At 70.0% G+C, this 26,055-nt stretch carries 25 protein-coding genes and 1 pseudogene; 10 read left to right on the top strand and 16 right to left on the bottom strand.

Going from position 1 to position 26,055, the window contains the following annotated elements; translation table 11 throughout:
* Positions 1–11: 11 nt before the first annotated feature.
* Positions 12–1,151 carry a DNA polymerase III subunit beta gene (gene dnaN / locus AC156L_RS23380; RefSeq protein WP_330874506.1) on the bottom strand — a complete coding sequence of 380 codons (1,140 nt, stop codon included), beginning with the start codon at positions 1,149–1,151 and terminating at the stop codon, positions 12–14.
* 837 nt (positions 1,152–1,988) lie between these two features.
* Positions 1,989–3,656 carry a chromosomal replication initiator protein DnaA gene (dnaA, locus tag AC156L_RS23375; protein ID WP_330874504.1) on the bottom strand — a complete coding sequence of 556 codons (1,668 nt, stop codon included), beginning with the start codon at positions 3,654–3,656 and terminating at the stop codon, positions 1,989–1,991.
* Positions 3,657–4,109: 453 nt separating this feature from the next.
* On the opposite strand from dnaA, the gene rpmH reads away from it, so the two are divergent.
* The 5 genes from rpmH to AC156L_RS23350 are packed head-to-tail and all read left to right on the top strand — an operon-like array spanning position 4,110 to position 6,569.
* Positions 4,110–4,253: a 50S ribosomal protein L34 gene (gene rpmH / locus AC156L_RS23370; protein ID WP_106184999.1), complete on the top strand. Its 144-nt coding sequence runs from the start codon at positions 4,110–4,112 to the stop codon at positions 4,251–4,253.
* Positions 4,254–4,266: 13 nt separating this feature from the next.
* Positions 4,267–4,641 (top strand): ribonuclease P protein component, encoded by a 375-nt coding sequence (gene rnpA / locus AC156L_RS23365; protein WP_330874500.1) that lies wholly within the window; start codon positions 4,267–4,269, stop codon positions 4,639–4,641.
* On the top strand, positions 4,638–4,919 hold the full coding sequence (gene yidD / locus AC156L_RS23360) for a membrane protein insertion efficiency factor YidD (protein ID WP_259627553.1): 282 nt from the start codon (positions 4,638–4,640) through the stop codon (positions 4,917–4,919). Before rnpA ends, yidD begins: the two co-directional genes overlap by 4 nt.
* Before the next feature lie 4 nt (positions 4,920–4,923).
* Positions 4,924–5,994 (top strand): membrane protein insertase YidC, encoded by a 1,071-nt coding sequence (gene yidC, locus AC156L_RS23355; protein ID WP_330874497.1) that lies wholly within the window; start codon positions 4,924–4,926, stop codon positions 5,992–5,994.
* A gap of 29 nt (positions 5,995–6,023) precedes the next feature.
* Positions 6,024–6,569, top strand: coding sequence for a Jag family protein (locus AC156L_RS23350; protein WP_330874496.1), 546 nt, complete (start codon positions 6,024–6,026; stop codon positions 6,567–6,569).
* Between the two features lie 220 nt (positions 6,570–6,789).
* Here AC156L_RS23350 and AC156L_RS23345 read toward each other — a convergent pair.
* The 3 genes and pseudogenes from AC156L_RS23345 to AC156L_RS23335 form a co-directional block, all read right to left on the bottom strand.
* Positions 6,790–6,888: pseudogene (locus AC156L_RS23345) on the bottom strand (IS982 family transposase); the annotation flags it as partial.
* A gap of 33 nt (positions 6,889–6,921) precedes the next feature.
* The gene (locus tag AC156L_RS23340) at positions 6,922–7,101 is read right to left on the bottom strand and encodes a hypothetical protein (RefSeq protein WP_414719814.1); all 180 of its coding nucleotides are present in this window, start codon (positions 7,099–7,101) and stop codon (positions 6,922–6,924) included.
* A gap of 169 nt (positions 7,102–7,270) precedes the next feature.
* Positions 7,271–7,894, bottom strand: coding sequence for a protein-tyrosine phosphatase family protein (locus AC156L_RS23335; RefSeq protein WP_330874494.1), 624 nt, complete (start codon positions 7,892–7,894; stop codon positions 7,271–7,273).
* 120 nt (positions 7,895–8,014) lie between these two features.
* Between AC156L_RS23335 and rsmG the strand changes: the two genes are divergently transcribed.
* The 3 genes from rsmG (at position 8,015) to AC156L_RS23320 (ending at position 10,703) form a co-directional block, all read left to right on the top strand.
* Complete coding sequence (gene rsmG, locus AC156L_RS23330; protein WP_484407263.1) at positions 8,015–8,683, top strand: 16S rRNA (guanine(527)-N(7))-methyltransferase RsmG; 669 nt, start codon at positions 8,015–8,017, stop codon at positions 8,681–8,683.
* Positions 8,684–8,853: 170 nt separating this feature from the next.
* Positions 8,854–9,726, top strand: a complete 873-nt coding sequence (locus tag AC156L_RS23325) for a ParA family protein (protein WP_414719813.1) — start codon at positions 8,854–8,856, stop codon at positions 9,724–9,726.
* Positions 9,723–10,703 (top strand): ParB/RepB/Spo0J family partition protein, encoded by a 981-nt coding sequence (locus AC156L_RS23320; protein ID WP_330874490.1) that lies wholly within the window; start codon positions 9,723–9,725, stop codon positions 10,701–10,703. The genes AC156L_RS23325 and AC156L_RS23320 overlap by 4 nt, the downstream gene beginning before the upstream one ends.
* Before the next feature lie 76 nt (positions 10,704–10,779).
* Here AC156L_RS23320 and AC156L_RS23315 read toward each other — a convergent pair whose 3' ends face one another.
* Positions 10,780–11,727 carry a D-alanine--D-alanine ligase family protein gene (locus AC156L_RS23315; RefSeq protein ID WP_330874488.1) on the bottom strand — a complete coding sequence of 316 codons (948 nt, stop codon included), beginning with the start codon at positions 11,725–11,727 and terminating at the stop codon, positions 10,780–10,782.
* A 111-nt stretch (positions 11,728–11,838) separates the two neighbouring features.
* Entirely contained in the window at positions 11,839–13,155 is a 1,317-nt protein-coding gene (locus tag AC156L_RS23310) for an aminotransferase-like domain-containing protein (protein WP_330874487.1), read from the bottom strand.
* 156 nt (positions 13,156–13,311) lie between these two features.
* Here AC156L_RS23310 and AC156L_RS23305 point away from each other — a divergent pair, with 156 nt between their 5' ends.
* A complete protein-coding gene (locus tag AC156L_RS23305) occupies positions 13,312–13,956 on the top strand; it encodes a GNAT family N-acetyltransferase (protein ID WP_330874485.1) in 645 nt (214 codons plus the stop codon).
* Positions 13,957–14,010: 54 nt separating this feature from the next.
* Here the strand turns inward: AC156L_RS23305 and AC156L_RS23300 are convergent, their stop codons facing one another.
* From AC156L_RS23300 to AC156L_RS23260, 9 genes are all read right to left on the bottom strand, one after another.
* On the bottom strand, positions 14,011–15,144 hold the full coding sequence (locus AC156L_RS23300) for an N-acetylmuramoyl-L-alanine amidase (RefSeq protein ID WP_330874484.1): 1,134 nt from the start codon (positions 15,142–15,144) through the stop codon (positions 14,011–14,013).
* A gap of 203 nt (positions 15,145–15,347) precedes the next feature.
* Positions 15,348–15,677 (bottom strand): thioredoxin, encoded by a 330-nt coding sequence (trxA, locus tag AC156L_RS23295; RefSeq protein WP_330874482.1) that lies wholly within the window; start codon positions 15,675–15,677, stop codon positions 15,348–15,350.
* Between the two features lie 36 nt (positions 15,678–15,713).
* On the bottom strand, positions 15,714–16,703 hold the full coding sequence (gene trxB, locus AC156L_RS23290) for a thioredoxin-disulfide reductase (RefSeq protein ID WP_330874480.1): 990 nt from the start codon (positions 16,701–16,703) through the stop codon (positions 15,714–15,716).
* 130 nt (positions 16,704–16,833) lie between these two features.
* Complete coding sequence (locus AC156L_RS23285) at positions 16,834–17,598, bottom strand: hypothetical protein (RefSeq protein WP_330874479.1); 765 nt, start codon at positions 17,596–17,598, stop codon at positions 16,834–16,836.
* Positions 17,595–18,212: an RNA polymerase sigma factor SigM gene (sigM, locus tag AC156L_RS23280; RefSeq protein WP_330874478.1), complete on the bottom strand. Its 618-nt coding sequence runs from the start codon at positions 18,210–18,212 to the stop codon at positions 17,595–17,597. Before sigM ends, AC156L_RS23285 begins: the two co-directional genes overlap by 4 nt.
* A gap of 119 nt (positions 18,213–18,331) precedes the next feature.
* The gene (locus AC156L_RS23275; protein ID WP_330874477.1) at positions 18,332–19,876 is read right to left on the bottom strand and encodes a protein kinase family protein; all 1,545 of its coding nucleotides are present in this window, start codon (positions 19,874–19,876) and stop codon (positions 18,332–18,334) included.
* A gap of 85 nt (positions 19,877–19,961) precedes the next feature.
* Positions 19,962–21,599: a murein biosynthesis integral membrane protein MurJ gene (murJ, locus tag AC156L_RS23270; protein ID WP_330874476.1), complete on the bottom strand. Its 1,638-nt coding sequence runs from the start codon at positions 21,597–21,599 to the stop codon at positions 19,962–19,964.
* Positions 21,596–23,881, bottom strand: a complete 2,286-nt coding sequence (locus AC156L_RS23265; protein WP_330874475.1) for a DUF6049 family protein — start codon at positions 23,879–23,881, stop codon at positions 21,596–21,598. Before AC156L_RS23265 ends, murJ begins: the two co-directional genes overlap by 4 nt.
* Positions 23,878–24,417: an NUDIX hydrolase gene (locus AC156L_RS23260; protein WP_330874474.1), complete on the bottom strand. Its 540-nt coding sequence runs from the start codon at positions 24,415–24,417 to the stop codon at positions 23,878–23,880. The genes AC156L_RS23265 and AC156L_RS23260 overlap by 4 nt, the downstream gene beginning before the upstream one ends.
* A gap of 92 nt (positions 24,418–24,509) precedes the next feature.
* Between AC156L_RS23260 and AC156L_RS23255 the strand changes: the two genes are divergently transcribed.
* Positions 24,510–25,970 carry a CCA tRNA nucleotidyltransferase gene (locus AC156L_RS23255; RefSeq protein ID WP_414719811.1) on the top strand — a complete coding sequence of 487 codons (1,461 nt, stop codon included), beginning with the start codon at positions 24,510–24,512 and terminating at the stop codon, positions 25,968–25,970.
* Positions 25,971–26,055 lie beyond the last annotated feature (85 nt).

Here is a 26,055-nt window from a genome sequence, read left to right as displayed (position 1 = left end):
CGAGTTGACGTTTAGCCGGGCAGGCGAACGGGCATCAGCAGGTACAGGTAGCCCGGCGCCACACCGCCCTCATCATCGACCGGCTTCAACAGGGCGGGCCTGCTGGGGGTCGTGAAGGACAGGTGGGCCTTGGCCGTGCGCACGGCGTGCACGCCCTCCAGGAGGTACGTGGGGTTGAACGCGATCGTGACCGGCTCACCGGTGTACTCCACCGGCAGCTCCTCCTCCGCGCTGCCCTCGTCGTCGCCACCCGCCGACAGGCGCAGACCGCCGTCGACGAACTCCAGCCGGACCTGGGTACCCCGCTCCGCGACGAGCGACACGCGCTTGATCGCCTGGACGAGCGAGTCGACCTCGATGATCGCGGCGGCCGAGTGCTCGCTCGGGAGGAGCTGGCGGTACTTCGGGAAGTCGGCGTCGAGCAGGCGGGTCGTCGTGCGCCTGCCGTTGCCGGAGAGGCCGAGGAGCCCGTCGTTGGCCGCGAGCGACAGCTCGACCTTGTTGCCGGAACCGCCGAGGGTCTTGGCCGCGTCGGCGAGCGTGCGCGCCGGGACCAGCACGGCGGTCTCGCTCAGGGTCTCGTTCGGCTCCCACGCGAACTCGCGCATCGCCAGCCGGAACCGGTCGGTGGCGACGAGGGTGAACTTGCCCTCGCCGATCTCCAGCCGGACACCGGTCAGCATCGGCAGCGTGTCGTCCTTGCCCGCCGCGACGGCGACCTGGGCCACGGCCTCGCTGAAGACCTCACCGGCCAGCTCGCCCGCCAGCTGCGGCATGTTCGGCAGCGCGGGGTAGTCCTCGACCGGCATCGTCGGGAGGCTGAACTTGGCGCTGCCACAGGTGATCGTCATGCGGGAGCCGTCGACGGAGATCTCGACGGGGTGGTTCGGCAGCGCCTTGGTGATGTCCGCGAGCAGACGACCGGAGACGAGCGTCTTGCCGCCGTCCGCGATCGTGGCGGGGACGCCGACCGTCGCCGAGACCTCGTAGTCGAAGCCGGAGACGGTGAGCGAGTCGCCAGGCGCGCCGTCCGGGGAACCGGCGTCGAGCATGACTCCACCGAGCACCGGAACGGGCGGCCTGGACGGCAGGCTGCGCGCGACCCAGGCGACGGCGTCGGCCAGGCCGTCGCGCTCGACGCGGATCTTCATGAGCGTCCTTCCTCAGATCGGCATGACCGACCGAGGGGACGGTCGGTCCAACGTGGCGAAGCGTTGGGTGCTGTGGGGGGTGGTGAACCGCTGGGAAGCGGACCGCGTTCGCCTCAGGAGGGGCGGGTTTGGGCTCCGACCTCCCGGCGTGGTTGCTCCACCGTAGAGCGTCCGGAGCCCTCACGTCATCTCGGGGCGGGGAGCGCGGGAGCGCCGTCCGAGCGCTTGTCCCCGGGTTTCGCCACCCCCTGTTTTTCTTTTGTTCTTCTCTTCAAGAGAGAACAACAGCAGTAACAGTAAGGGCTGTGGATAGTGTGGACAACGCACGTCCTTGCTGCTCAGAGGCCCTTGGAACCTGTGGGCAACCGGGGGGTCCCACCCGGGGACAACTCGACGTCCCCGGGGACAACTCGTGGACTGCTCCGTTTGGTCCACAGGAAGGCCGACTTGTCCCCGGGTGCATCCCCGGGTGTGGGTGCAGTTGTACCCGGGTGCTGCACAGGGTCCGAGGCCGAAAACTCCCCCGTTCGGACAACTTTTCTGAGGTTGTGCACAGGCCTTGACCCGTGGTCCAGGAGAAAAGTGGCGGTGCCGCACGGGCTTCCCGGCCCGCGGGAGGTGCTCGCCCCGGTCGTCGTCGAGGGGGCATGGCGGCCTGCGCGGAGGGGTTCGGCGGGGCGCGCGGACGCCGTCCTGGTTTCTGGTCGGGCGCTCGCCGCGGGTCGGGGGCGTCACCGAAAAGCACGCCGCGTCCGACCGGAGGGTCGGGGGTCCCGCGGAACGCAGCGGGCGGGACCACCTCCGTGAGGTGGTCCCGCCCGCTGCCCGGTTCCCGTACTAGACGGTGTGCCGGGACCTCTGCTTGATCCGCGAGGTGAGTTCCTGGACCTGGTCGTAGATCCGGCGGCGCTCGGCCATCTCCTTGCGGATCTTCTTGTCCGCGTGCATCACCGTCGTGTGGTCGCGACCGCCGAACGTCTGGCCGATCTTCGGCAGCGACAGGTCGGTCAGCTCGCGGCACAGGTACATGGAGATCTGGCGGGCGTTCGCAAGCGCTTTCGTCTTGCCCTTGCCGCACAGGTCGTCGATCGTCACGCCGAAGTACTCCGCCGTGACGGCCATGATCGTCGGCGCGGTCACCTCGGGCGCGTGCGAGTCCGGGATGAGGTCCCGCAGCACGATCTCCGCGAGCTGGACGTCGACCGGCTGCCGGTTGAGCGACGCGAACGCCGTCACCCGGATCAGCGCGCCCTCCAGCTCGCGGATGTTCCGCTCGATCCGGGCCGCGATGAACTCCAGCACCTCGGCGGGCGCCGCCAACCGGTCCTGCGCCGCCTTCTTGCGGAGGATCGCGATCCGGGTCTCCAGCTCGGGCGGCTGGATGTCCGTGATCAGGCCCCACTCGAACCGCGTCCGCAGCCGGTCCTCCAGGGTCTCCAGCCGCTTGGGCGGCCGGTCCGAGGACACGACGATCTGCTTGTTCGAGTTGTGGAGCGTGTTGAAGGTGTGGAAGAACTCCTCCTGCGTGCCCTCCTTGCCCTCCAGGAACTGGATGTCGTCGACGAGGAGCACGTCGATGTCCCGGTAGCGGCGCTGGAAGGCGACCTTGCGGTCGTCGCGGAGCGAGTTGATGAAGTCGTTCGTGAACTCCTCGGTCGACACGTACCGCACGCGCATCCCGGGGAACAGGCGCTGCGCGTAGTGGCCGACCGCGTGGAGCAGGTGCGTCTTGCCCAGCCCGGACTCGCCCCAGATGAAGAGCGGGTTGTACGCACGGGCGGGCGCCTCGGCCACCGCGACCGCGGCGGCGTGGGCGAACCGGTTCGAGGCGCCGATGACGAACGTGTCGAAGTTGTACTTCTCGTTCAGCCGGGTCTGCGACGTCGGCGGGTTCGCGGGCCGGGTGAACGGCGTTCCGCTGACCGGGGCGCTGCCGCTGAACGTCGGCCAGATCTCGTGGACGGTCGCGAGCGCCTCGCGGGCCTCGCGCTCCTCGTCCACCTCGTCGCTGTCCGACTCGCCGTCGCCGTCCTCGCCGCCCGGCCCACCCGGCACGGGCGGACCCGGAACGGGCTGGCCGGGCATCGGCGGACCCGGCATGTGACCGGACATGTGGCTCGGCATCTGGCCGGGCATCTGCCCCGGCATCGACTGGTCGAGCAGACCGATCGGCTGGCTGATCCCGTTGCCGCCGGGAACGCCGTGCGCGACCGGGATGGGCGCGGTCGGGGTGTTCACCGGTTCAGGTGAGTCGACCTTCACGGCCAGCGAGACGGCCCGGCCGAGGTGGCGGGACAGCGCGGCGGTGATCGGTTCGCGCAGCGCGCGCTCGATGGCTTCCTTGGCGAAGTCGCTCGGCGCGGCCAGCAGCGCGGTCCCGTCGAGCAGACCGATCGGCCTGGTCACGCGCATCCACGCTCGCTGCTGCGGGGACAGGGTGCTGGCGGCCAGTTCCGCGACCACCTGCTCCCACACGAGACCGAGATCGGTCTGGTGGTTGGACACCTCCGCGCTCCCCTCCCCTCGACGTGCTCCCCCCGTGGAGCTGCCCGCTTCACGGTGTGGACTCGGAGAATAGAGGCATCCACAGAGTTATCCACAACTGTGCACGAACGTGCGTCGGGACGCGGCGGATCCCGACGGTGATTTCAACGCACCGCACGGGCCGTTCGGCGACATCCAGGTGCGCCTCGAAATCCGCGGAGGGTGCACGCTAACAAGCTGGGCGCCGCGTCACAAGGTGGTGCCCCCGCCGATCACCGGGCGTGTCGGGGACCACCCCGATTTGAGAACCGGGCACCCGCTTGCGTACCCTCGGAGAAGTCTCCCGCGAGCGACGGGTGCGTTTGGCGCGCTCTTGCCGCGACCGTCCTGCCCAGGTGCCGGACGGCGCCGGATTGTTGATCGGCTGGGGACGCCCACAGACCTGCTTGGTAGTCAGCACCGGGAGATCCAGCCGTGAGCAAGGGTAAGCGCACCTTCCAGCCCAACAACCGCCGCCGCGCCAAGACGCACGGCTTCCGGCTGCGCATGCGCACCCGCGCCGGCCGGGCCATCCTCGCCGCGCGGCGCACCAAGGGCCGCGACCGCCTGTCCGCCTGATAACAGCAGCGCCGTGCTCCCCGCGGCCGCCCGGCTGACCCGCAGCCAGGACTTCGGCCTGGTGGTTCGCCGAGGCCGCCGTGCAGGACGGCCCCGGCTGGTCGTGCACGCCCTGGTGCGGTCCACAGGGCAGCAGACGTCTACTGAATCCTCGGCGCGGCCCACCTTGGACATGTCCAAGGTGGGCTTCGTCGTGAGCAAAGCCGTCGGCAACTCGGTGGTCCGCCACCGGGTCAGCCGCAAGCTGCGCCACGTCGTCCGCGACCGGCTGGCGCGGCTGCCCGAGGGCACCTCGCTCGTCGTGCGGGCACTGCCCGCCTCGGCCGAGGCGTCCAGCGCGGATCTCGCGGCCGACTTCGACGCCGCATTGCGAAAGCTGTTGCGATGACCACCACGCAGTCGAGTCCACTGGCGCGGGTGCTCATCCTGCCGGTGCGGCTCTACCAGCGGTTCATCTCGCCGTTCCTGCCGCCGAGCTGCCGGTTCTACCCGAGTTGCAGCGCGTACGCCGTCGAAGCGCTGACCGTCCACGGCGCGCTCCGCGGCACCTGGCTGACCCTTCGCAGGCTGGCCCGCTGCGGACCCTGGCACCCTGGAGGCCTGGACCCCGTTCCACCGAGGAGACCTCGCCAGGAACAGGTCCCCGACACATCCGCCGAGGAGTAGCTCAGTGCTCAACTTCATCTACTACCCGGTGTCCTTCATCCTCTGGTGTTGGCACTGGGTTTTCGGCCACGTCTTCGGCGAGTCCAGCGGTGTCGCGTGGGCGCTGTCGGTGGTCTTCCTCGTCTTCACCCTCCGCGCGCTGCTGTTCAAGCCGTTCGTCGGCCAGGTGCGCTCCATGCGGAAGATGCAGGAGTTCGCGCCGGAGCTGCAAAAGATCAAGAAGAAGTACGGCAACGACCGCCAGCGCCAGGCGGCCGAGATGCAGAAGCTCCAGTCCGAGCACGGGGTCAACCCGCTCGGCGGCTGCCTCCCCATGCTCGTCCAGATCCCGGTGTTCATCGGTCTGTTCCACGTGCTGCGCTCGTTCCGGCCCGGCTGGGGCGAGGTCTACTTCTTCGACGCCAAGGGTGTCGAATCCTTCGTCCAGGCGAAGCTCTTCGGCGCGAACCTGTCGACGTTCATCACGATGCCCGCCGACCAGCTCGCCGCGTTCAGCACTCAGCGCAGCTCGGTCATCATCGTGGCGATCCCGCTGATGATCATCGCCAGCATCGCGACCCACTTCACCGCACGCCACTCGGTCGCCCGGCAGACGCAGTCCGCCATGGACAACCCGCAGACCGCCATCATGAACAAGCTGACGCTGTACATCTTCCCGCTGGGTGTGCTCATCGGTGGCCTCTTCTTCCCCATCGCGATCCTGCTGTACTGGCTGAGCAACAACGGCTGGACGCTCGCGCAGCAGCACTTCGTGTACCGGCGCATCGACCGCGAGGAAGAAGCGAAGAAGGTCGAGGCGATCAGCCAGCGCAAGGACCTCGCCCCCAAGCCCGGCGCGAAGCCGAACGCCCCCCGCGCGGGCCAGAAGCCCGCTCCCGGCGTGCGGACGGGCAACGCGAAGGCCATGGGTACCGCGAAGAAGCGACCCGCCCAGCCCGCCCAGGACAAGCAGCCCACCGCGGCGGACTTGACCCCTGAGAGCAACGGCAGCAGCGCGTCGTCCAACACCGAGATCCCCGGCCTGATCACAGGTCGATCCCCTGGCAAGAAGCAGGGCAACAAGAAGCGTCGTTGACCGGGCGCTGGCCCTGGAGAGGAGACATCGTGTCGGAGACGTTGCAGGCGGCCGAGGTGGACGCGGTGGAGGAGACCGCCGAGGCGGAGCCGAAGACGCGTGGCAGTTCGGAAGACCTGCTCGTCCAGGAGGGCGACATCGCGGGTGACTACCTGGAGCGCCTGCTCGACCTGCTCGACTACGACGGCGACATCGACCTGGACGTTGAAGCCGGTCGGGCGATCGTCAGCATCGACGGTGGCGAGGACCTGGAGAAGCTCGTCGGCACCCGCGGCACCGTGCTGGAGTCGTTGCAGGAGCTGACCCGCCTCGCGGTCCAGCAGGAGACCGGCGTGCGCAGCAGGCTCATGCTCGACGTGGCGGGCTGGCGCGCGGGCCGCCGCGCGGAGCTGGCCGACCTCGGCCGCACCACCGCCGAGAAGGTGCTGTCGTCGGGTGAGCGCATCCGCCTGCACCCGATGACGCCGTTCGAGCGCAAGGTCGTCCACGACGCCGTCGCGGCCGTCGCGGGCGTGCACAGCGAGAGCGAGGGCGAGGAGCCCCAGCGTCGAGTGGTGATCCTGCCGCAGGCCTGATCCAGCCAGACCAAGCGAGGCCCGCTCCCCCGTGGAGCGGGCCTCGCTTGGTGTTGGGCGTGTTTCACGTGGAACACCGAGCAGCGGCTCCTGTGACGGGACTCGGGTAGTCGACCGGCGTGTGAGAGCTGGTTGGCGGAGGTGCGGCCCGCCCGACCCTGGTCGCCCGGTGCCGAGCGCCGCCGGAGTCGGCTGGTCGACCCGTTCACCCGCCTGGACGAGTGAGTTCGGGCGGTGTGCCGATGCGGCTCCTGTTCACCAGGTGGTCGTCGATCTCGACGTGGAGTGCGGTGAGAAGGGTGTTCAGGTCGGTCGTCACGCACTGAGCTTGGACACCCTCCGTCCGTCCCGGCTACTGCCTCGTCCAGCCCCGGATCGTCACGCGCGTCGACTCCGGGCCGTTGCCACGGCGCGACACCGCCGGACGACCCCGGTCCAGGGCGGTTCGGTCCACCTCGCCGATCAACCGGTTCGCGGTGATCGACCGCTCAGCCGGTCCGCCGTCGGTGGTGGCGTCGAACTGGGGGTCCACCGCTCACACCCGGCTCGGCGCGTCCGCGTCGAGCCGGGTGCCGCGAGCAGGCGTCGCTGAGCGCCCCGGTGCCGCCTGGTTCACCTGGCCGGTGAACCGTCCGCGCATCAGGTGGTCCACTGCTTCCCGCCGTCGGCCATCGACCCGCCGAACTCCCGCGGGCGCTCGATCAACTCGACGTGGTCGTGCCACCTGTTTCACGTGAAACGCGATCCGTCGGTCGGTCGTGTTTCACGTGGAACGGATCAACCCAGGAACGCTGCTCGGCCGTCTCCGGCACGGCGACGCCCCGCGCGTCGGAGATCAGCCGCCACGCGTCGTCCGGCTCGACGCCGTCCAGGACGAGGAGGCTGGCGGCCAGGAGCGAGGACCGGCCGATGCCCGCCCAGCAGTGGACGACGAGGTGCGCTCCCCCGTGCAGCCGATCCAGGAGGTGCGCCAGCGTCGGGGTGATCTCCTCGCGATCGGGGATGCCGAAGTCGCCGATCGGCGCGCCGTGGAACTCCAGTCCCGCCGCGCTCGCCGCTGCCGCCTCTCCGGTCAGGTCCAGCCTCCGCTGCTCCCCCGGCGTCAGCGCGGAGACGAGGATGTCGGTTCCGCGTGCCCGCAGCGACTCCAGTTCGGCGGCGAGGTGACGTCCGCCCGAGGGATGTGGCATCGTGCTGACCCTGCCCGGAAAGTGGTGCAGGATTGGGTAGGTCTTCGGCTTCGCCATGATTCCCCCTCGTTTCACGTGAAACGCGACCGATCTAACCACCCGATTTGGCGTGTCGACGGGTTCATCCGTCATCATGGACGGCGGCAGTTTTCGCGGATTCTGCGGACGCCCTACCTACTTGCCCATCCACCCGGTCGCCCTCGTGTGCCGCGTGGTTTCACGTGAAACGTCACGGATGGAGACATGGTCGGAGACATGGAAGACCGCGCGAAGCGAGTCTTCGGCGACCACCTCGACCGCGCGATCTCGTTCGCCCAACTGCTCGCCGACCACGGCGTCGAGCGCGGGTTGATCGGACCTCGTGAGGTCGAGCGCCTGTGGGAACGCCACCTGCTCAACTCCGCGGTGATCGCGGAGCTTCTTCCTCAAAATTGTCGGGTGGTGGACGTAGGCTCTGGCGCAGGCCTGCCGGGCATCCCCCTGGCGATTGCTCGACCTGATCTGGACCTGACCCTGCTGGAGCCGATGGCCCGCCGGGTGGCGTGGCTGGACGAGGTCGTGGAGACGCTGGGGTTGTCATCGGTCACGGTCGTCCGGGGTCGAGCCGAGGAGGCTTCCGTGCGTGAGCAGTTGTCCGGCGTGGATGTCGTGACAGCACGCGCGGTGGCTCCGCTGGAGCGGTTGGCGCGGTGGTGCCTCCCCCTCCTCAAGCCCGGCGGCCAGCTCGTTGCTCTCAAGGGCGAGAGCGCGTTGGAGGAGATGGAGCGCGACGCCGAAGCGGTGCGCCGTGCCGGGGGTTCCCGGCAGCGCGCCGTGTCGTGCGGCGCGGATGTACTCGAAGTGCCGACCACGGTGGTGCTCGTCGAGCGTTCCGAGCCGAGTGGTCGTCGTGACGGAGCACGTCGACGAAGGAAGGATCGGTGAGCGTGTATCCGGATCCGGTACCCCCGCCCGGCAACCCAGCTCTGCAGCCGTTGTTCCAGACGGCTGATGTTCCACGTGAAACAGCGCGTCCGACCGCTTCCGACGGCGCTGTCGGAGCAAGCGAACGTCCCCCGATCAACTCGCACACTGGAACGGCAGGAGACAGCGCCGTGTGGACACCGATCGCCGAAGAGGCCGCCCGCGCAACCCGCGTGCTGCACCCCGACTCCTCGCAACTCCCCCGCCCCACTCGCCGCCGGATCCTCACGGTGGCGAACCAGAAGGGCGGCGTCGGCAAGACGACCAGCACGGTGAACCTCGCCGCGGGTCTGGCGATCCACGGGCTCAAGGTGCTCGTGATCGACCTCGACCCGCAGGGCAACGCGAGCACCGCGCTGGCCATCGAGCACCGCTCCGGCACCCCCTCCGTGTACGAGGTGCTGATCGGTGAGATCTCGGTCGCCGAGGCCGCTCAGGTCAGCAACCAGTCCCCCAACCTCTACTGCGTGCCCGCGACGATCGACCTGGCGGGTGCCGAGATCGAACTCGTCTCGATGGTGGCGCGCGAGTCGCGGCTCAAGGAGGCGCTCAGCTCCGAGGCGCTGGCCGAGCTGGACCCGGACTACGTCTTCATCGACTGCCCGCCGTCGCTCGGTCTGCTGACCGTCAACGCGATGGTCGCCGCGCAGGAGGTGCTGATCCCGATCCAGTGCGAGTACTACGCGCTGGAGGGGCTGGGGCAGCTGCTCCGGAACATCGAGCTCGTCCAGGCGCACCTGAACCCCACGCTGAACGTCTCCACCATCCTGCTCACCATGTACGACGGCCGGACCAAGCTGGCCGACCAGGTGACCAGCGAGGTGCGCGGCCACTTCGGCGACACGGTCCTCCGCACGGTGATCCCGCGCAGCGTGAAGGTCTCCGAGGCACCGGGATTCGCTCAAACGGTGCTCACCTACGATCCGGGCTCACGGGGCGCGATGAGCTACCTGGACGCAGCACGCGAGATCGCCGAGTTCGGCGCGAGGATGGGGTTGGCATGACGGAGCAGCGCAAGGGTGGACTCGGACGAGGGCTCGCCGCCTTGATCCCGAGCGGCCCGCCACCGGGGTCGGGCCCGGTTCGTCCGCCGGCCACGAACGGCAACGGCTCCGCCCCTGCGCGCACCGACACCGCGGAGATCGGCGGCGAGGTGGCGGGCGCGGTGTACCGGGAGCTTCCGGTCAACGCGATCCGCACGAACCCGAAGCAGCCGCGGCACGTCTTCGACGAGGCGGCGCTCAACGAACTCGAACACTCGATCCGCGAGTTCGGCCTCATGCAGCCGATCGTGGTGCGCGAGCTGGGCGGCGACACCTACGAACTGGTCATGGGTGAGCGCCGGTGGCGGGCCACCCAGCAGGCCGGGCTGAAGACGATCCCGGCGATCGTGCGGCACACGCACGACGACGTGATGCTGCGGGACGCGCTGCTGGAGAACATCCACCGGGTTCAGCTGAACCCGCTCGAAGAGGCGGCGGCGTACCAGCAGCTGCTCCAGGAGTTCGGTGTCACGCACGAGGAGCTGGCCGACAAGATCGGTCGCAGCCGCCCGGTCGTGACGAACACGATCCGGCTGCTGAAGCTCCCCCTCCCCGTTCAGCGGAGGGTCGCGGCGGGCGTCCTGTCGGCCGGGCACGCGCGCGCGTTGCTCAGCCTGGAGGACCCCGGCGCACAGGAGGACCTGGCGACGAAGATCGTCGCGGAGGGCATGTCGGTGCGGGCGACCGAGGAAGCGGTGACGCTGGCGAAGAGCGCCGAGCCCGCCAGGGCGAAGGTGGTCCGCAAGAAGACGATCCACGCGCCGGGGCTCCAGGATCTCGCCGAGCGGCTCTCGGACAACTTCGACACCCGCGTGAAAGTCGAACTCGGGCAGCGAAAAGGCCGAATCGTGGTCGAATTCGGGTCCGTTGACGATCTTGAGCGGATCATCCAGCTGATGGCGCCGGAAGCGACAAATCGGACATCGTTGGAGGCCTAAGGGATCCCACCAGGCCCCTTTGTCACGGTGACGATAGCCCTCCGCATCTGAAAGGACACGGAGGGCTATCGAATGTTCACCGTGAAACAGCGCGCTCGATGAGGCCGGCGTAGATCTCCCCGAGCGACTCCCCGGCCGCTTCGACGGCCATCGGGAGCAACGAGGTCTCGGTGAGACCGGGCGACACGTTCACTTCGAGGAACTGGACGGTGCCGTCGTGCGCCACGATCGCGTCCGTCCGCGACACGTCCCGCAGACCGAGCAGCCGGTGCGCGGCGACCGCCAACTCCCCCACCGACTTGGCCGCGGCGGCGTCCAGTCGCGCGGGCGCGTGGAAGTCGGTGAGCCCGGCGGTGTACCGGGACGTGTAGTCGTAGATGCCGCCGCTCTCCGGGACGATCTCCACGGGCGGCAGCGCGTACGGCCCGTCGGGCCCGTCGACGACCGCCACGGCGACCTCGACCCCGTCGACGTACCGTTCGGCCAGCACCGTCTCCCCGTACGCCAGGCACCCGACCATCGCGGTCGGCAGTTCCGCCGCGTCCCGGACGACCTGAGCCCCCAGCGCGGACCCACCCTGGTCGGGCTTGAGCATCAGCGGCAGACCGAGGCTCTCGACCATCGCGTCCAGCACGGGCTGCGCGCCGAGTTCGCGGAACGTCGCGTGCGGCAGCACGACCCAGTCCGGCGTCGACAGCCCCGCCCGTGCCAGCTCGGCCTTCGCGGTCGGCTTGTCCCACGCCCGGCGGCACGCGCGCGAGTCCGTGCCCACGTACGGCACGCCGGTCATCTCCAGGATCGTCTGCACCGACCCGTTCTCGCCCTCACCGCCGTGCAGCGCGACGACGACGGCGTCGGGGCGGTGTTCCCGCAACCGGGCCAGGAGGCCGCGGTCGGTGTCCCACTCCTCCACCGTCACGCCGACCGAGCGCAGCGCGGCAGACAGGCGGCGGCCGGACCGCAGCGACACCTCGCGCTCGTGCGACAGCCCACCGGCGAGTACCGCTACCCAGCGTTCCGACACGACTTACTCCCCAACTAGACGATTGACGTGGAACTGACGAGGCCATCCGCATACCGTCCACAGTGGACAATACGCGGATGGCCTCGGGACGAACTCGGCGGACGGCTCGGGCTAGGCGGTGTCCGGTGACGGGTTCTGCGGACCGGACAGCTCGCGGCTGGTCGTCGGCCCGAACGTGGCGTGCAGCTGGGCCTCGTCCTCCAGGACGTTCGCCAGCCTGCGGACACCCTCGCGGATGCGCTCCGGCGTCGGGTAGCAGTAGGAGATCCTGAGCTGCCTGCTGCCGAGCTTGTCCGCGTAGAACCCGGTGCCCGAGGCGTACGCCACCCGCTGGGTGATCGCGCGCGGCAGCATCGCCTTGGTGTCGATGCCCTCCGGCACCGTCACCCACACGTAGAACCCGCCGTCCGGCCGGTTCCACGAGCAGCCCTCGGGCATGTGCTGCTCCAACGCCGAGATCGCCGCGTCCCTGCGGTCCCGGTAGGCCTCGCGGTAGGTCTTGATCTGGCCCTTCCAGTCGTGCGTCGCCAGGTAGCGCGACACGATCATCTGGTTGAGCGTCGGCGGGCACAGCGTGGCCGACTCGGCCGCCAGGACCAGCTTCTCGCGCACCGCGTGCGGTGCGAGCACCCAGCCGACCCGCAGGCCGGGGGCGAACGTCTTGGAGAACGACCCGAGGTACACGACGTTGTCCGGGTCGGTCGACCGCAGCGCCGGGTACGTCTGGCCGTCGAAGCCGAGCAGCCCGTACGGGTTGTCCTCGACGACGAGCACGCCCGCCTGGCGGCAGATCTCCAGGACCTCGGCGCGACGGGCGACGGACAGCGTCACACCGGCGGGGTTGTGGAAGTTCGGGATCGTGTAGAGGAACTTGACCCGGCGGCCGGACCTCTCGACGGCCGCGAGGGCCTCGCGCAGCGCCTGCGGGACCAGCCCGTCCGCGTCCATGGCGACGTGCACCACCTGCGCCTGGTAGGCGGCGAACGAGCCGAGCGCGCCCACGTACGACGGCCCCTCGGCCAGCACGACGTCACCGGGGTCGACGAAGATCCGGGTGACCATGTCCAGCCCCATCTGGGAGCCGACCGTCACGACGACGTCGTCCGGGTGGCCGTGGATGCCTTCGAGGGCCATCACGTCGCAGATCTGCTCGCGCAGCTCCGGCATCCCGTGCGCCGAGGCGTACTGGAGCGCGACCAGGCCGTCGGTGGCGACCATCTCGCCGATCTCGGTGGCGAGGCCGTCCAGCGGCAGCGCGGCGAGGTGCGGCATCCCACCGGCGAGGGACACCACCTCGGGGCGGCTGGCCACCGCGAACAGTGCCCGGATCTCCGATGCCGTCATGCCCGCTGTCCGTGCCGCGTAGCGGCGCAGGTGGGGGTCGAGGCTTCGGTTGCCCTGCTTGGCGGGCTGTCCGGGTGTGGTCACGGTGTACTCCTGCACTCGCGCTGGGAGTGATGATTTACCGGCGGGTATGTCCCGAGCGAGTGTAACCGTCGTCCCGTTAGTGGCATCTGCCTTCCGGCAGCCGTCACATCCGCCTATCCTCGTGGGAGTTCTTGAATCCGGGTTTTGGAGGTCAGGGTGTCGCGACGCGTTGTGGGCGTCACTCTGGACAACCTGGAGCACCTCTCCAAGCACAGCCGCACGTGCGTGTTCTGGGAGCTGGCTCCGCACCTCAAGGCCCAGGCCGAGGAGTACGGCGACACCGAGTTCGAGAAGGAGGCCTGGGTCTCCAGCGTCCTGCTCGAATGGGGGTCGTGCGGCCGCATCATCTACTGCGACGGCATCCCGGCCGGGTCGGCGTTCTACGCCCCGCCCGCCGCCGTGCCCCGCTCGCTCGCGTTCCCCACGTCCCCGGTCAGCGCCGACGCCGTGCTGATGACCTCGCTGGAGGTGCTGCCGGAGTTCCGCGGCGGCGGCCTCGGCAGGGTCCTCGTGCAGTCCGTGGCCAAGGACCTGACCAAGCGCGGCGTGAAGGCCGTCGAGGCGTTCGGCGACAACCAGCCCAACGAGGACGAGCCCGGCTGTGTCATCCCGGCCGACTTCCTGCTCCAGGTGGGCTTCAAGACCGTCCGCCCGCACCACCGCTGGCCAAGGCTCAGGCTCGAACTGCGCACCGCCCTCGGCTGGAAGGAAGACGTCGAGGCGGCGCTGGAGCGCCTGCTGAACACCGTCACGGTGTCCACGGCCGAGCCGAGCTTCCGCCCCGCGTCGGCGAAGATCTAGCCCGGTCCACGACGAAGGCCCCCTGCTACCGGCAGGGGGCCTTCGTCGTGCGGATCAGAACTTCGAGAGTTCGCGCTTCATCAGGTCGTCCATCGTGAAGGTCCCGGTGGGCTGGTCGTCCTTGCCCAGCAGGTACAGGCGCTTCACGGCGACGAGGATGCCCTCGGCGACGACGTCGCGGAAGGCCGGGTCGGCCAACCTGCGCCGGTCCTGCTCGTTGGTCAGGTAGCCGACCTCGACGCGGACGGCCGTGCACCTGGTCATGCGGAGCACGTCCCACGACTTCGGGTGCGTGCCGCAGTCCGGCATGCCCGTCCTGGCCGTGATCTCGCGCTGGATGAACCCCGCGAGGGCCTCACCGACCGTCGAGCTGGTGCCGTTGCCGGTGCCGTAGTGGAAGCTCGCCACACCCGACGCCCTCGGCGAGGAGTTCCCGTCGGTGTGCAGCGACAGGATCAGGTCGGCGCCCGCCTCGTTGGCGAACTTCGCCCTCTCGGCCTCGTCCGGGCAGTTGCCGGGGCCGCGCGTGAGCAGGGCCTCCATGCCGGTCGCGGCCATCTTGCCCTCGAGCCTGCGGGCCAGGTCGAGCATGAGCCTGGCCTCGTTCAGGTGCTCGACCACGACACCGAGGTCGTCGCCACCGTGACCGGGGTCGATGATGATGCGCTTGCCCGACAGCCTCGGACCGGCGTTGCGGACCCGCTCCTGCTCGCGCAGGAACACCGGGCGACCACCGCGGACCTTCGGCTGGAGCTGGCGGAGCGCGCGGACCGTGTTCGGGCCGCACATGCCGTCGCTGGTCAAGCCGTAGTCGCGCTGGAAGCTGCGGAGGGCCTGTTCGGTCTGCTGACCGAACTCGCCGTTGGCGCGGCCCGCGTCGTAGCCCATCTCCAGCAGGCGTTCCTGGAGCGCGAACACGTCGTCGCCGGTCACCGGCTGGGCGATCAGGTAGGCCAACGGCCGGTCGCCGAGGCGGAAGGTGGCGTCGCGCAGCGCGCGGTAGGTGGCCGGTCCGACGATGCCATCGGTGATGAGGCCCCGCTGCTGCTGGAAGGCACGCACGGCGTGCTCGACGGAGAGGTCGAACACCGGTGACGCCTGCGGATCCGACAGCAGACCGATCTTGGTCAGTGTGGACCTGATGTCGGCAACGTCCGGCCCGACATCCCCGCGGCGGAGTAGCAGCATGCACCCCTCGCTCGACTAGGGCGCCGACCGAGGTCGGCGCTGACGTGAAGCCCCCATTGTGCCCTGCCGCGCCAGCAGCTCCACGCAGGGCTGCTCGGTGTGGCCGAACGACCACCTGGCAGCCCGTGGGGTGCTCCGAACGGACGTGGCTCGTCCGTCACACCAGAGGACGGACGAGCCACGTCGTGCGTTGCAGGTCGAGATCAGGAAAGTACGTCCGACAGGTCGTTCAGCAGCGCGGCCTTCGGCTTCGCGCCCACGATCTGCTTCACCGGGCGACCGCCCTGGAAGAGGATCAGGGTCGGCACCGACATGATCTGGTAGTCGCGGGCGATGCCGGGGTTCGCGTCGATGTCGAGCTTCGCGACGGTGATCTTCTCGGCGTGCTCGGCGGCGATCTCCTCCAGGACGGGGGAAACCATCTTGCACGGACCGCACCAGGTCGCCCAGAAGTCGACCAGCACCGGCTTCTCGCTGGTCAGGACGTCATCGGCGAAGGTCTTGTCGGTCACGACCACTGTGGCGCCAGCCATGTAACTACTCCCTAACTAGTGAATGGATCTCGGAGATCAGCTGGTGGTGACAGGGCCGTAGCCGCCGCCGACCGCTTCGGACGCCACGGCCGCGTGCTCCTCGCCCCGCTCGGCGAGCCAGCGCTCGGCGTCGATCGCGGCGGCGCACCCGGAGCCCGACGCCGTGATGGCCTGGCGGTAGGTGTGGTCGACGAGGTCGCCCGCGGCGAACACGCCGTCCAGCTTCGTGTAGGTCGACGGGGCCTTGACCTTCACGTACCCGGCGTCGTCCACGTCGACCTGGTCGCGGACCAGCGCGCTGCGCGGGTCGTGGCCGATCGCCATGAAGACGCCCGTGAAGGGCAGCTCCGAGGTGTCGCCGGTGATGGTGTTGGCCACCTTCACGCCGCTGACGGTGCCCTCGCCCAGCACTTCGAGGACCTCGGTGTTCAGCAGCCACTTGATCTTCTCGTTGGCGCGGGCGCGCTCCAGCATGATCTTCGAGGCGCGGAACTCCTCACGCCTGTGGATGATCGTCACGGACTTGGCGAACTTCGTCAGGAAGGTCGCCTCCTCCATGGCCGAGTCGCCGCCGCCGACGACCGCGATGTCGTGGTCGCGGAAGAAGAAGCCGTCGCAGGTCGCGCACGCCGACACACCGCGGCCGAGCAGCTCCTGCTCGCCCGGCACGTTGAGGTAGCGGGCAGCCGCACCCATCGCCAGCACGACGGCCTTCGCCGCGTACCGGACGCCGTTCGCGGTCACGTGCTTCACGTCACCGGTCAGCTCGACGGCGTCGACGTCCTCGGAGCGCAGCTCGGCGCCGAAGCGCTTCGCCTGCTCCCGCATCTGCTCCATGAGCTCGGGACCCATGATGCCGTCGCGGAACCCCGGGTAGTTCTCGACCTCGGTCGTCGTCATCAGGGCACCGCCGTACTGGCTGCCCTCGAACACGAGCGGTTCGAGCTGAGCCCGTGCCGCGTACACCGCGGCGGTGTACCCGGCGGGCCCGGATCCCACGATGATCAGGTTCCGAACGTCCGACACCCTCGACCTCCGATACGTCGCGACGGGCCGGGAATGAGTCCCGGCCGCGCACTCAGCTACAACGCGATCGTAGGCGTCCGGAATTCCGCGCCCACCCGGTGAGGTTCGCTACGTCCGGCGCGGACGGGTGCTACGGGGACATCACCGAGTCGGCCAGCACCCCGCTCGGGTTGTCGGGACCGCAGGTGTTCGGGTCGAGCACGACGATGCGGAACGCCCCCGGCCTGCCCGCGGTCAGGATCGCCATCACGGCGGGCCTGTCGTCGAGCTGGATCGGGCTCACGCCGAGCGGCTTCGAGGCCGGGATGTTCCCGCCCTTGAGGCACCCGTCGAGCGTGTCCTGGTTGTCCAGCGGCCCGTAGTTCTGGGCCTTCAGGACGTCACCGATGACCGGGCCGAAGTTCTCGCCCCTCACCGCCAGGTCCGGTTTCGCCTCCGCGCCGGGGACCTCCCTGGACGCGGACGGCTGCGGGAACGACGACATGGCGCCGTCGGTGTTGTTGCTCATGCTCGGGATGGCCACCGCGACCACGCCGACCGCCGCCGCGGCGGCCACGAGCACCCCCGCACCCCACCCGGCGCGCTTGTACTTCCGCTGCCGGGCGCTGTTGAGGCTGACGACCGGTGCGGGCCGCCCGTGGGCCTCGGCCGCCAGCGCCGCGTCGATCCGCGCCGCCACGTCACGGGGCATCGGGATCGGCGGCAGCGACGACAGGTCGGCCAGGGTGGCGTCCAGCGCCTCCAGGACCGCCCGCGCCTCCGGGTCGGCTTCGACGCGCGGACGGAGCAGTGCTTCCGTCTCGGCGTCGAGCACACCGGCGTGCAAATCGGCCAGCAGATCCACGGACCACGGCGGATCGATCGGCGTCCCGTGACGCCTCTCACTGCCGCTCATCGTGCCTCCCGCTGACGTTGCTGTTGCACATTCACACCGTCAACTGGGACGTTCGCATCTGCACTCCGGTTCCGGAGGTGTCCTAGGCTTTTTGCGAGCTTGGCCCTGCCACGAGCGCACCTGCTCTTCACCGTGCCTTCCGCGATCCCCAGCATCTGGGCCGTTTCCGCCACCGAGTAGCCCTCGACGTCCACCAGGACGATCGGTGCGCGCTGCTCCTCGGGCAACTCCGCCAACGCCGCCGCGACGACGAGCTTGGTCTCCCGCTCGGCCATGTGGTCGCGCGGCGCCACCGGCTCGCCGGGGCCTGCCTCTGGTAACGGCACGGTCGGCTTCGTTTGTCGACGTCTCATCCGGTCGAGGCAGGCGTTGACCACGATCCGGTGGAGCCACGTCGTCACCTGCGACTCGGCCCGGAACGAACCCGCCGCCCGGAACGCCGAGATGAACGCCTCCTGGAGCGCGTCGGCGGCTTCTTCCGGGTCGCGCAGGGTGCGCAGGGCGACCGCCCACAGCCGATCTCGGTGCCGTCGCACGATTTCGGGGAATGCGTGCGGGTCACCCGCGGCGTGCGCCGAGATGAGGTCTGCGTCCGAGCTGGCTGCGGCCGTCACCCGAAGAGGGTATCCAGGTGGGGGTCGTGCTCTGCCAGGGTGTTCCTACTCAAGTGCGCGGCCGCTGCTCCCGAGCGGCTGGGAGCGGCCGAGCCGCCGTCTGCGCAGCGGCGGCCACGTCACTGCGCGCGGGTGTAGACCAGCTCGCCGATCTCCGTCTGGTTGTCCTTGCCCGTTCCCGCGAGCTTCGTGATCCACAGCAGGACGTGGGCGCCGGGCTCGTACTCGTTGAGCTGGATCTGCGTCTGCCCGGCCGACAGGGTGGCCGTGGCGATCACCTTGGTCTCCTCCAGCGGCGCGTCCTCGGCCGCGGCGATGCGGATCTCCACGACGGTGCCCGCGCTCTTGGACGTGACCGTCACCGACGCCAGCTTGACCGGCTCGGCGAACGACGCCATCAGACCGATCCCCGGCTTGAGCGTGGGGAACGGCTGGAAGTAGTTGTCGGTGTTCCACGCGGTGTCGGGGTTGGTGTCGACGGCCCGGTTGGCCCGGTTGGCGTTGTCCGGGTTGTTCGTCACGTCGTAGACGCCGACGGAGGCGGGCTGGATCGGACCAGCGGGCACGGGTGCGGGCGTCGAGCTCTGGCCCGGTGACGCGGACTGGCCGATCACCACCGTGGGGCCGCCCTTGTTCGTCGACTCGTCGCTGAAGAAGCTCACGATCTGCACGCCGAGCCAGGCGATGACGCCGAGCGTGGCCACGGCCAGCACCGCGACGGCGATCGTCAGCTTCCGCCGGTGGCTGCGCCCGCCGAGCGGCTTCTGGGTGGTCCACACCGCCCGGTCGCCGTCGTCGTCCTCGTCGCTGATCGGCTCGATCAGCGCGGTCTGCGCCTCCTCCTCGGCGATCTGGTCGAGGACCTGGAGGATCGCGGCGCTCGTGCGGATGCCGCCGACGCTGGTGTCCTCCAGGCTCCGGACCGCGACCGACGACAGCTCGTGCGGCACGTACGGCTGGAGCGCGCGGGGCGCCACGACGGCGCCGTCCGGGCCGGTGGGGGCCACGGGCACGCCCGCGGGGCCGCCCGGCAGCGCCCACCGGCCGGTGAGCAGCAGGTACAGGATGGCGCCGAGGCCCTTGACGTCGTCGCGGGCGATGGCTTCCGGGCGGGCGCCGGGGAACGCGAGCCGCAGCCTGCCGTCCGGGGTGACCCGGATGCGCTGCGGGTGGTCCGCGCCCAGCACCAGACCGGCGTGGTGCGCGCCCTCGATGGCCGCGCCGAGCGGTTCGAGGAGCCTCGTCGCGGCGCCCGCGGGCAGCGGACCCTCCGTGATGAGGTCCATCAGGTCGGTGCCCTGGGTCCACTCGGCCACGACGACGCCCAGCACGCCCTCCTCCATGCGGAGGCCGCTGCCGGGGGTCAGCACGTCGATCACCCTGGACACGCCGGGGTGGGTGAAGCTCGACGCGTGCATGGCGCGCTCGGTGGTCCGCCGGGCCCTGCCCGCGGCCTGGAGGTCGCCCAGGTCGCCGGTCAGGATCGTCAGCGCGACGTCGCGGTTGAGCTGGCCGTCCCGCGCGCGCCAGAGCTGCGCGGAGCCCCGGTCGTCGATCCCGGAGCGCGTGAGCAGCCGGTACCGACCGTCACCGATCACCCCGCCGGGTACCAGCGAGGTGTTGTTGGCACCGGGGTTGTTCCCCAGCTTCGGCCCGCTACTCACGCGACCTTCCCCTGTCCGATCCCCCCAAGGCGGGTTCCCTCAAGTCTTGTGACCGAGGGTACGGGACCGAGCTATCCCTCCGCGGTCACCGGCGCCGCACCAGACGGATGATCTTGTCGATCGCGGGCTTCATCTCGGGTACCCGGAAAACGGCGAGCAAACCGAAGCTGAGCGGCAGCCCGATCACGGTCTGGACGATGATCTCGACCCACGCGACGGGGACCGGTGCCTCCAGCCCGAGCAGCTCCACCACGAGGAGCGAGACGCCCATCGCGACGGCGCAGCCGATCGCCGAGGCGACCACGGTCAGGCACACCGTCCACAGGGTGAAACCGGTGCGGAGCCTGCCGAGGCGGATCCGCAGCCACACCTGGCCGACGACCGCGCCGACGACGAAGCTCAGGGACATGGCGATGGACACGCCGACCGCGAGCTTCTCCGGCGGGGAGATCGCCAGGAACGCGTAGAGCAGTCCGATCCGGACCACCACGATGATCGCCTGGATCAGCGTCGGCGTCCGCGCGTCCTTCATCGCGTAGAACACCCGGAGCTGGAGCAGCGTGATCGCGTACGGCACGAGGCCGAACGCGGACAGCGCCAGCGCCATGCCGATCCGGGTGCCGCCCGCGAGGCCGGACGCGCCGAGCGAGAACACGCCGATGCCGATCGACAGGCCCGCCACGGTGAGCATCGCGCTGAACGGCATCAGCATGATCGAGGACATCCGGTTGCCGAACGACAGGTCGCCGACCAGTCCGTCGACGTCCTTCGCGGCCGCGGCCCGGCTCATCTTCGGCATCAGCGCGGTGAGCAGCGAGACGCCCAGCACGCCGTACGGCATCTGCGAGACCAGCCACTGGTAGTTGTAGGCGACCAGCGCGCCCTCGCCGTTCAGCGCGACCCTGGTCAGCACGAACATGCTGAGCAGGCCGAGCCCGACGTACAGCATGACCCAGAAGCCGAGCGTGCCGAAGTCGGCGAGCCGCGAGTCCCAGCCCCAGCGCCACTTGAACTTGAAACCGGTGCGCTTCATCGCGGGCAACAGCACCAGCGCCTGGAGCGCGACGCCGAGCATCGTGCCGATGCCGAGGACCAGCAGCTTCGCGTTGCCCATCTCGACCGGGTCCAGCGAGATCTCGCCGGGCATCACCCAGTACACGGCCAGCGTGACGATGACGACCAGGTTGTTCAGCACGGGCGCCCACGTCGGCAGGCCGAACACGTTCTTCGTGTTCAGGATCGCGCCGATCAGCGCCGACAGGCCGTAGAAGATGATGCCCGGCAGCACCAGGTAGGCGAACGCCGTGACCAGCGCGGGGTTCGCGTCCTCGGAGCCGCTGGTCAGCGCGGACGTCAGCAGCGGGGCGCACGCCACCGCGATGGCCGTGCCGACGCCCAGCAGGACGATCGACATCGTCACCAGCCACTGCGCGTACGACTCGCCGCCGTCGGCGTCCTCCTTCTCGGCGCGGACCAGCAGCGGGATCGCGACGCTGGTCAGCACACCGCCGAGCAGCAGCTCGTTGATCATCGTGGGCAGCGTGGTCGCCGCCTGGTAGGAGTCGTTCAGCACGTCCGAGCCGATGATCGCGATGAGCATCAGCTTGGACAGCAGACCCGAGACCCGGCTGACGATCGTGGCGATCGCCATCGACCCGCTGGCCTTCGCGACCGACGGGGCGCTCGGCACGGGTTCGATGACCACGGTTGCTGACTCGCTCAACTCGCACTCGACTTCTCTGGTGTGACGCTGCTGGCGTCTTCGGGTACCTCGACCTTGGCGCGCGAGGCCCTGACCCGCCGGTAGATCCTCCGGGCGGACAGGAGCACGAGCGCGGCCGCGGCCGTGGCGGTGATGACAATGGTGATGGTTCCGTACGCGGAAGACGAGACCTCCAGCCGCACGGAATCGCCCAGCGCCACGCCGGTGGGGGTGGTGAGCTGGACGTTCACGCTGAACCGGCCGGACCGCAGCACCTCGACGGGCACCCGGACCAGCAGGTCGCCGCGGGCGGGCAGGATGAGCTGGGACAGCTGGTTCGCCTTGATGCCGGGTTTGTCGTCCACCACGATGAGGACGGAGATCCGCACGTCGAGCCGGTTCTTGATGGTCACCGGGATGGGGCTGTCGCCGGAGCCGAGCAGGATCGGGCTGTTCGGCTCGACCACCGTCACCTGGCCCTGCAACTGGGCGATCCCGTCCTCGCCGATGGCGATCGACCCCCTGGCGGCGGCCTCGTTGCCGCGCCACGCCGAGGAGACGCCGCGCAGCAGCTCCAGCCGCACCGGGTCGACCAGGTCGGCGGGCTTGGAGGACGTGCTGTCCTCCTGGACCATCGACTCGAACATCGCCTGGAGCGTCGTCCACGAGGCGCCGACGGCGGCGGTCACCGCGGGCGGCACCTCCCGCCCACCCGCCTCCACGGGGTACGCGAGCGCGCCGACGGTCTCCGGCACGGAGGCCCCGGACACCATCGCGTCCAGCCCGACCGGTGCCAGGAACCCGCCGCCGACCAGGGTCTTCACCGTCTCCAGGAACACCTGCATCTCGCCGACCGGCGCGTTCCAGCGGCGCGGCGGGGCGATGACCACGCTCTGGCCCGCGCCCTGGAAGCCCGCCCGGAACGCCAGCGCGGCCAGCGCGTTCTGCACCGACACGGGTTTCGACTCGGTCGGGGTGCTCACGCCGGTCAGGCCGCCGGAGCCGTCCGTCCCGCCGCGCAGCGCGTCCGACACCATCGAGTCGATGCGCACGGCCGTCACCGGGGGCGTGTCGGCGGACTCCAGCCGCACGGGCTGGGTGCCGGGCGCGTTGGCGACCCCGGACTGGTCGAGCACCACGGCCCGCACGCCCTGCGCGGTGAGGTCGGTCAACGTCTGCTGGTCGAGCACACCGTCCTCGGGCCACACCACGCCCGGCAGCGCCTGCACGGACGGGAGCACCTGCTGGACGACCGAGGCGCCCTTCACGGCGAGCGCCTCCAGGTCGACCAGCTTCGCGCGGGCCAGCGCGACCAGGTCGGCGTCCGCGTACGGCACCGCGAGCACGCAGCGGCCCGCGGTCAGCCTGCGGATCTGGTCGAGCCAGAGCTTGGCCTCGTTCTTGCCGCGGCCGGGGCCCGCGCCCTGGACCTGGTAGCCCTCGCTCATCGCCTCGACGGTGCGCAGCAGGTCCGGGTCGACCGCCACGCACACCGACGACGCGAGGCCGCTGGTCACGGCGAACTCGTAGGCCTTGAGGAGGCTGTGCAGCCTGCCGCCGAGGGCGAGCGACCCGGCCAGGTCGTCGTCGGTGAGGACCGACTCGCCCGCCGGAGCGGTGGACACCAGCCTGGGGCGGTCGACCAGCGGCCACAGCACGGTGATGTTCGCGGGGTTCGGCGGCGCGGACACGCCCTCGCCGCCGGGTACGGACATCACCGGCAGCAGCGTGCTGAGCGCGGCCAGCCGCGCCCGGCCGCCGTAGTCCGGCTTGCCGTTCACGTTGGCCAGGATCGGGTAGATGCCCGGTTGGGCGATCTGGAGCGACGTCGGACCGTCACCGGTCAGCGGGACCGTCAGGTCGAACGCCTGCGTCTGACCGGGGTCGAGCGACTCGCTGATGGGGGTGAACTGCGGCTGGATCAGCTCGGACGGCACGGGTTCGCGCAACGCGCCGCGCACCTCGTCCTCGGCGGTCAGCGGCTTCCCGCGCTCCAGCCGGAGGTCGATCTCGGTGATCTTGCGGTCGACGCTGACGTTCGTGATCTTGCCCGTGACCCGCACGGAGTTCGGCATCCCCGCCGTGATCACGCGCGGTATGAGCTGGTCGACCTCCATTCGCAGCCACACCGGCGACGAGGAGCCGGGCTGCGACAGCTGTCGCGTCGCCCACACCTGGGTCGCCGGAGCGGGTTTGACCGGCAGTCGGCCGCCGTCGGTCGGGGCGGCCGCGGCGGGAGCCGCCAAGGCTCCCGACATGACCAGCACTCCGGCCGCCGCCAGCGCGGACAGCAGTCTCTTCACGCCGACTCCACCCCGTCCGGGTTCAACAAACCCGACGGAGGGGCTGGTTCGGCGAGCAGTTCGGCGGCTCGACGGACCAGACGGCGCTCATCCGCGTAGGCGAGCCTGCCGTCCAGTTCGCCAAGGGGCACCCACGCCACCTCGGTGACCTCCACGTCCTCATCGGAAAGCTCCCCGCCCAAGGCTTCGAGCAGGAAGTGGTGAACGGTCTTGTGAACTCGGCGGTCCTCGGCGACGAACCAGTAGTCGATCGCTCCGAGGGGCCGCAACACCCTGCTATGAATACCGGTCTCCTCGGCGACTTCCCGCACCGCGGTCTGCTCAGCGGTCTCACCAGCCTCGATGTGCCCCTTGGGCAGCGACCAGAGCAGGCGACCACGCCGGTCCAGCCGACCGATCACCGCGGCGTTCCGGTGGTCGGCGTCCAGCACCAGACCACCAGCCGAGGTTTCGTCGACGGTTTTGAGCCTGCGGCCCCGGCGTCTGTTCCGGCGCCCCGGCTTGGTACCGCCGGAACGACCGGACGACGGGGGCATGGTGCCGATGGTAGTGGCGAGTCCGCACCACGGGACGTCGCCCGTCAAATGCGGTGCGTGATCAACACCGGGTGCCTATACCCTGGCTCCTCGTGCCCCGACCGCTCGTGAACGACAACGCGCCCGCCACCCAGGACAATGCGGTGGTGGAACTACCGCACATCACCCCGGTGGTCGACGAACTCGCCGCCCGCTTCGCCGAGGCGGGCCACCGGTTGTACCTGGTCGGTGGGAGCGTCCGGGACGCCGTGCTCGGCAGGCCGACCAACGACCTCGACTTCACCACCGACGCCCGCCCGCCGCAGGTCCTGGCGCTGCTGAAGGGGTGGGCCGACGCGATCTGGGACACCGGGATCGCGTTCGGCACCCTCGGCGCGACCAAGCGCGGGGACACGGTGGAGATCACCACGTTCCGCGCCGACACCTACGACGGCGTGACCCGCAACCCCGAGGTCACCTTCGGCGACACCATCGAGGGCGACCTGGTCCGCCGGGACTTCACCGTGAACGCGATGGCGTTCGAGGTGACCTCGCGGACGTTCGTCGACCCGACCGGTGGTCTCGCCGCGGCGGAGGCGGGGGTGCTCGACACCCCGGCCGCGCCCGAGGAGTCGTTCGGCGACGATCCGCTGCGGATGCTGCGCGCCGCCCGGTTCGTGTCGCAGCTCGGCTTCGTGCCCGCGCCGCGCGTCGTCGAGGCGATGACGGCGATGGCGGGCCAGCTCGCTCGGATCACGCCCGAACGGGTGCAGGTCGAGCTGTCCAAGCTGCTCTGCGGGAAGCACCCCCGGCTCGGTCTGGAGCTGATGGTGCGGACGGGCCTGGCCGACCTCGTCGTGCCGGAGCTGACCGCGATGAAGCTGGAGATCGACGAGCACCACCAGCACAAGGACGTCTACGAGCACTCGCTGGTCGTGCTGGAGCAGGCGATCGACCTGGAGGACCCCGACCTCTCCCCCGACCTGGTGCTGCGCCTGGCCGCGCTGCTGCACGACATCGGCAAGCCGGACACCCGGCGGTTCGAGGACGGCGGCGGCGTCTCGTTCCACCACCACGAGGTGGTCGGCGCGAAGATGGTCCGCAAGCGCTTGCGGGCACTGCGGTACTCGAAGGAGATCACCGAGGACGTCGCCCAGCTCGTGTACCTCCACCTGCGGTTCCACGGCTACGGCAAGGGCGAGTGGACGGACTCGGCGGTCCGCCGGTACGTCACCGACGCCGAGCACCTGCTGACCCGGCTGCACAAGCTCGTCCGGGCCGACTGCACCACGCGCAACAAGCGCAAGGCGAGCACGCTCCAGCGCACCTACGACGAGCTGGAGGCCAGGATCGCCCGCATCGCGGCCGACGAGGACCTCAGGCGCGTCCGGCCCGACCTCGACGGCAACGAGATCATGCGGCTCCTCGGCCTCCCGCCGGGTCCGCTGGTCGGCAAGGCGTGGAAGTTCCTCAAGGAGCTGAGGCTCGACCGGGGGCCCCTCGACCACGACGAGGCCATCGCCGAGCTGTACGCGTGGGCCCGTTCCGAAGGGGTCGAGCCCCCCGCGAGCTGACGCTTTGTCACCCTTCGTGTCGGGGTGGAATCGCCGCGTTAGCCAAGTGACAGCGGGTTGCGGGACGATGACCGTGTGCGGCGGG

Source organism: Umezawaea sp. (genome assembly GCF_057122925.1).
Note: the sequence above shows the minus strand (reverse complement) of the source record. Positions and strands in the feature narration are given on the sequence as shown.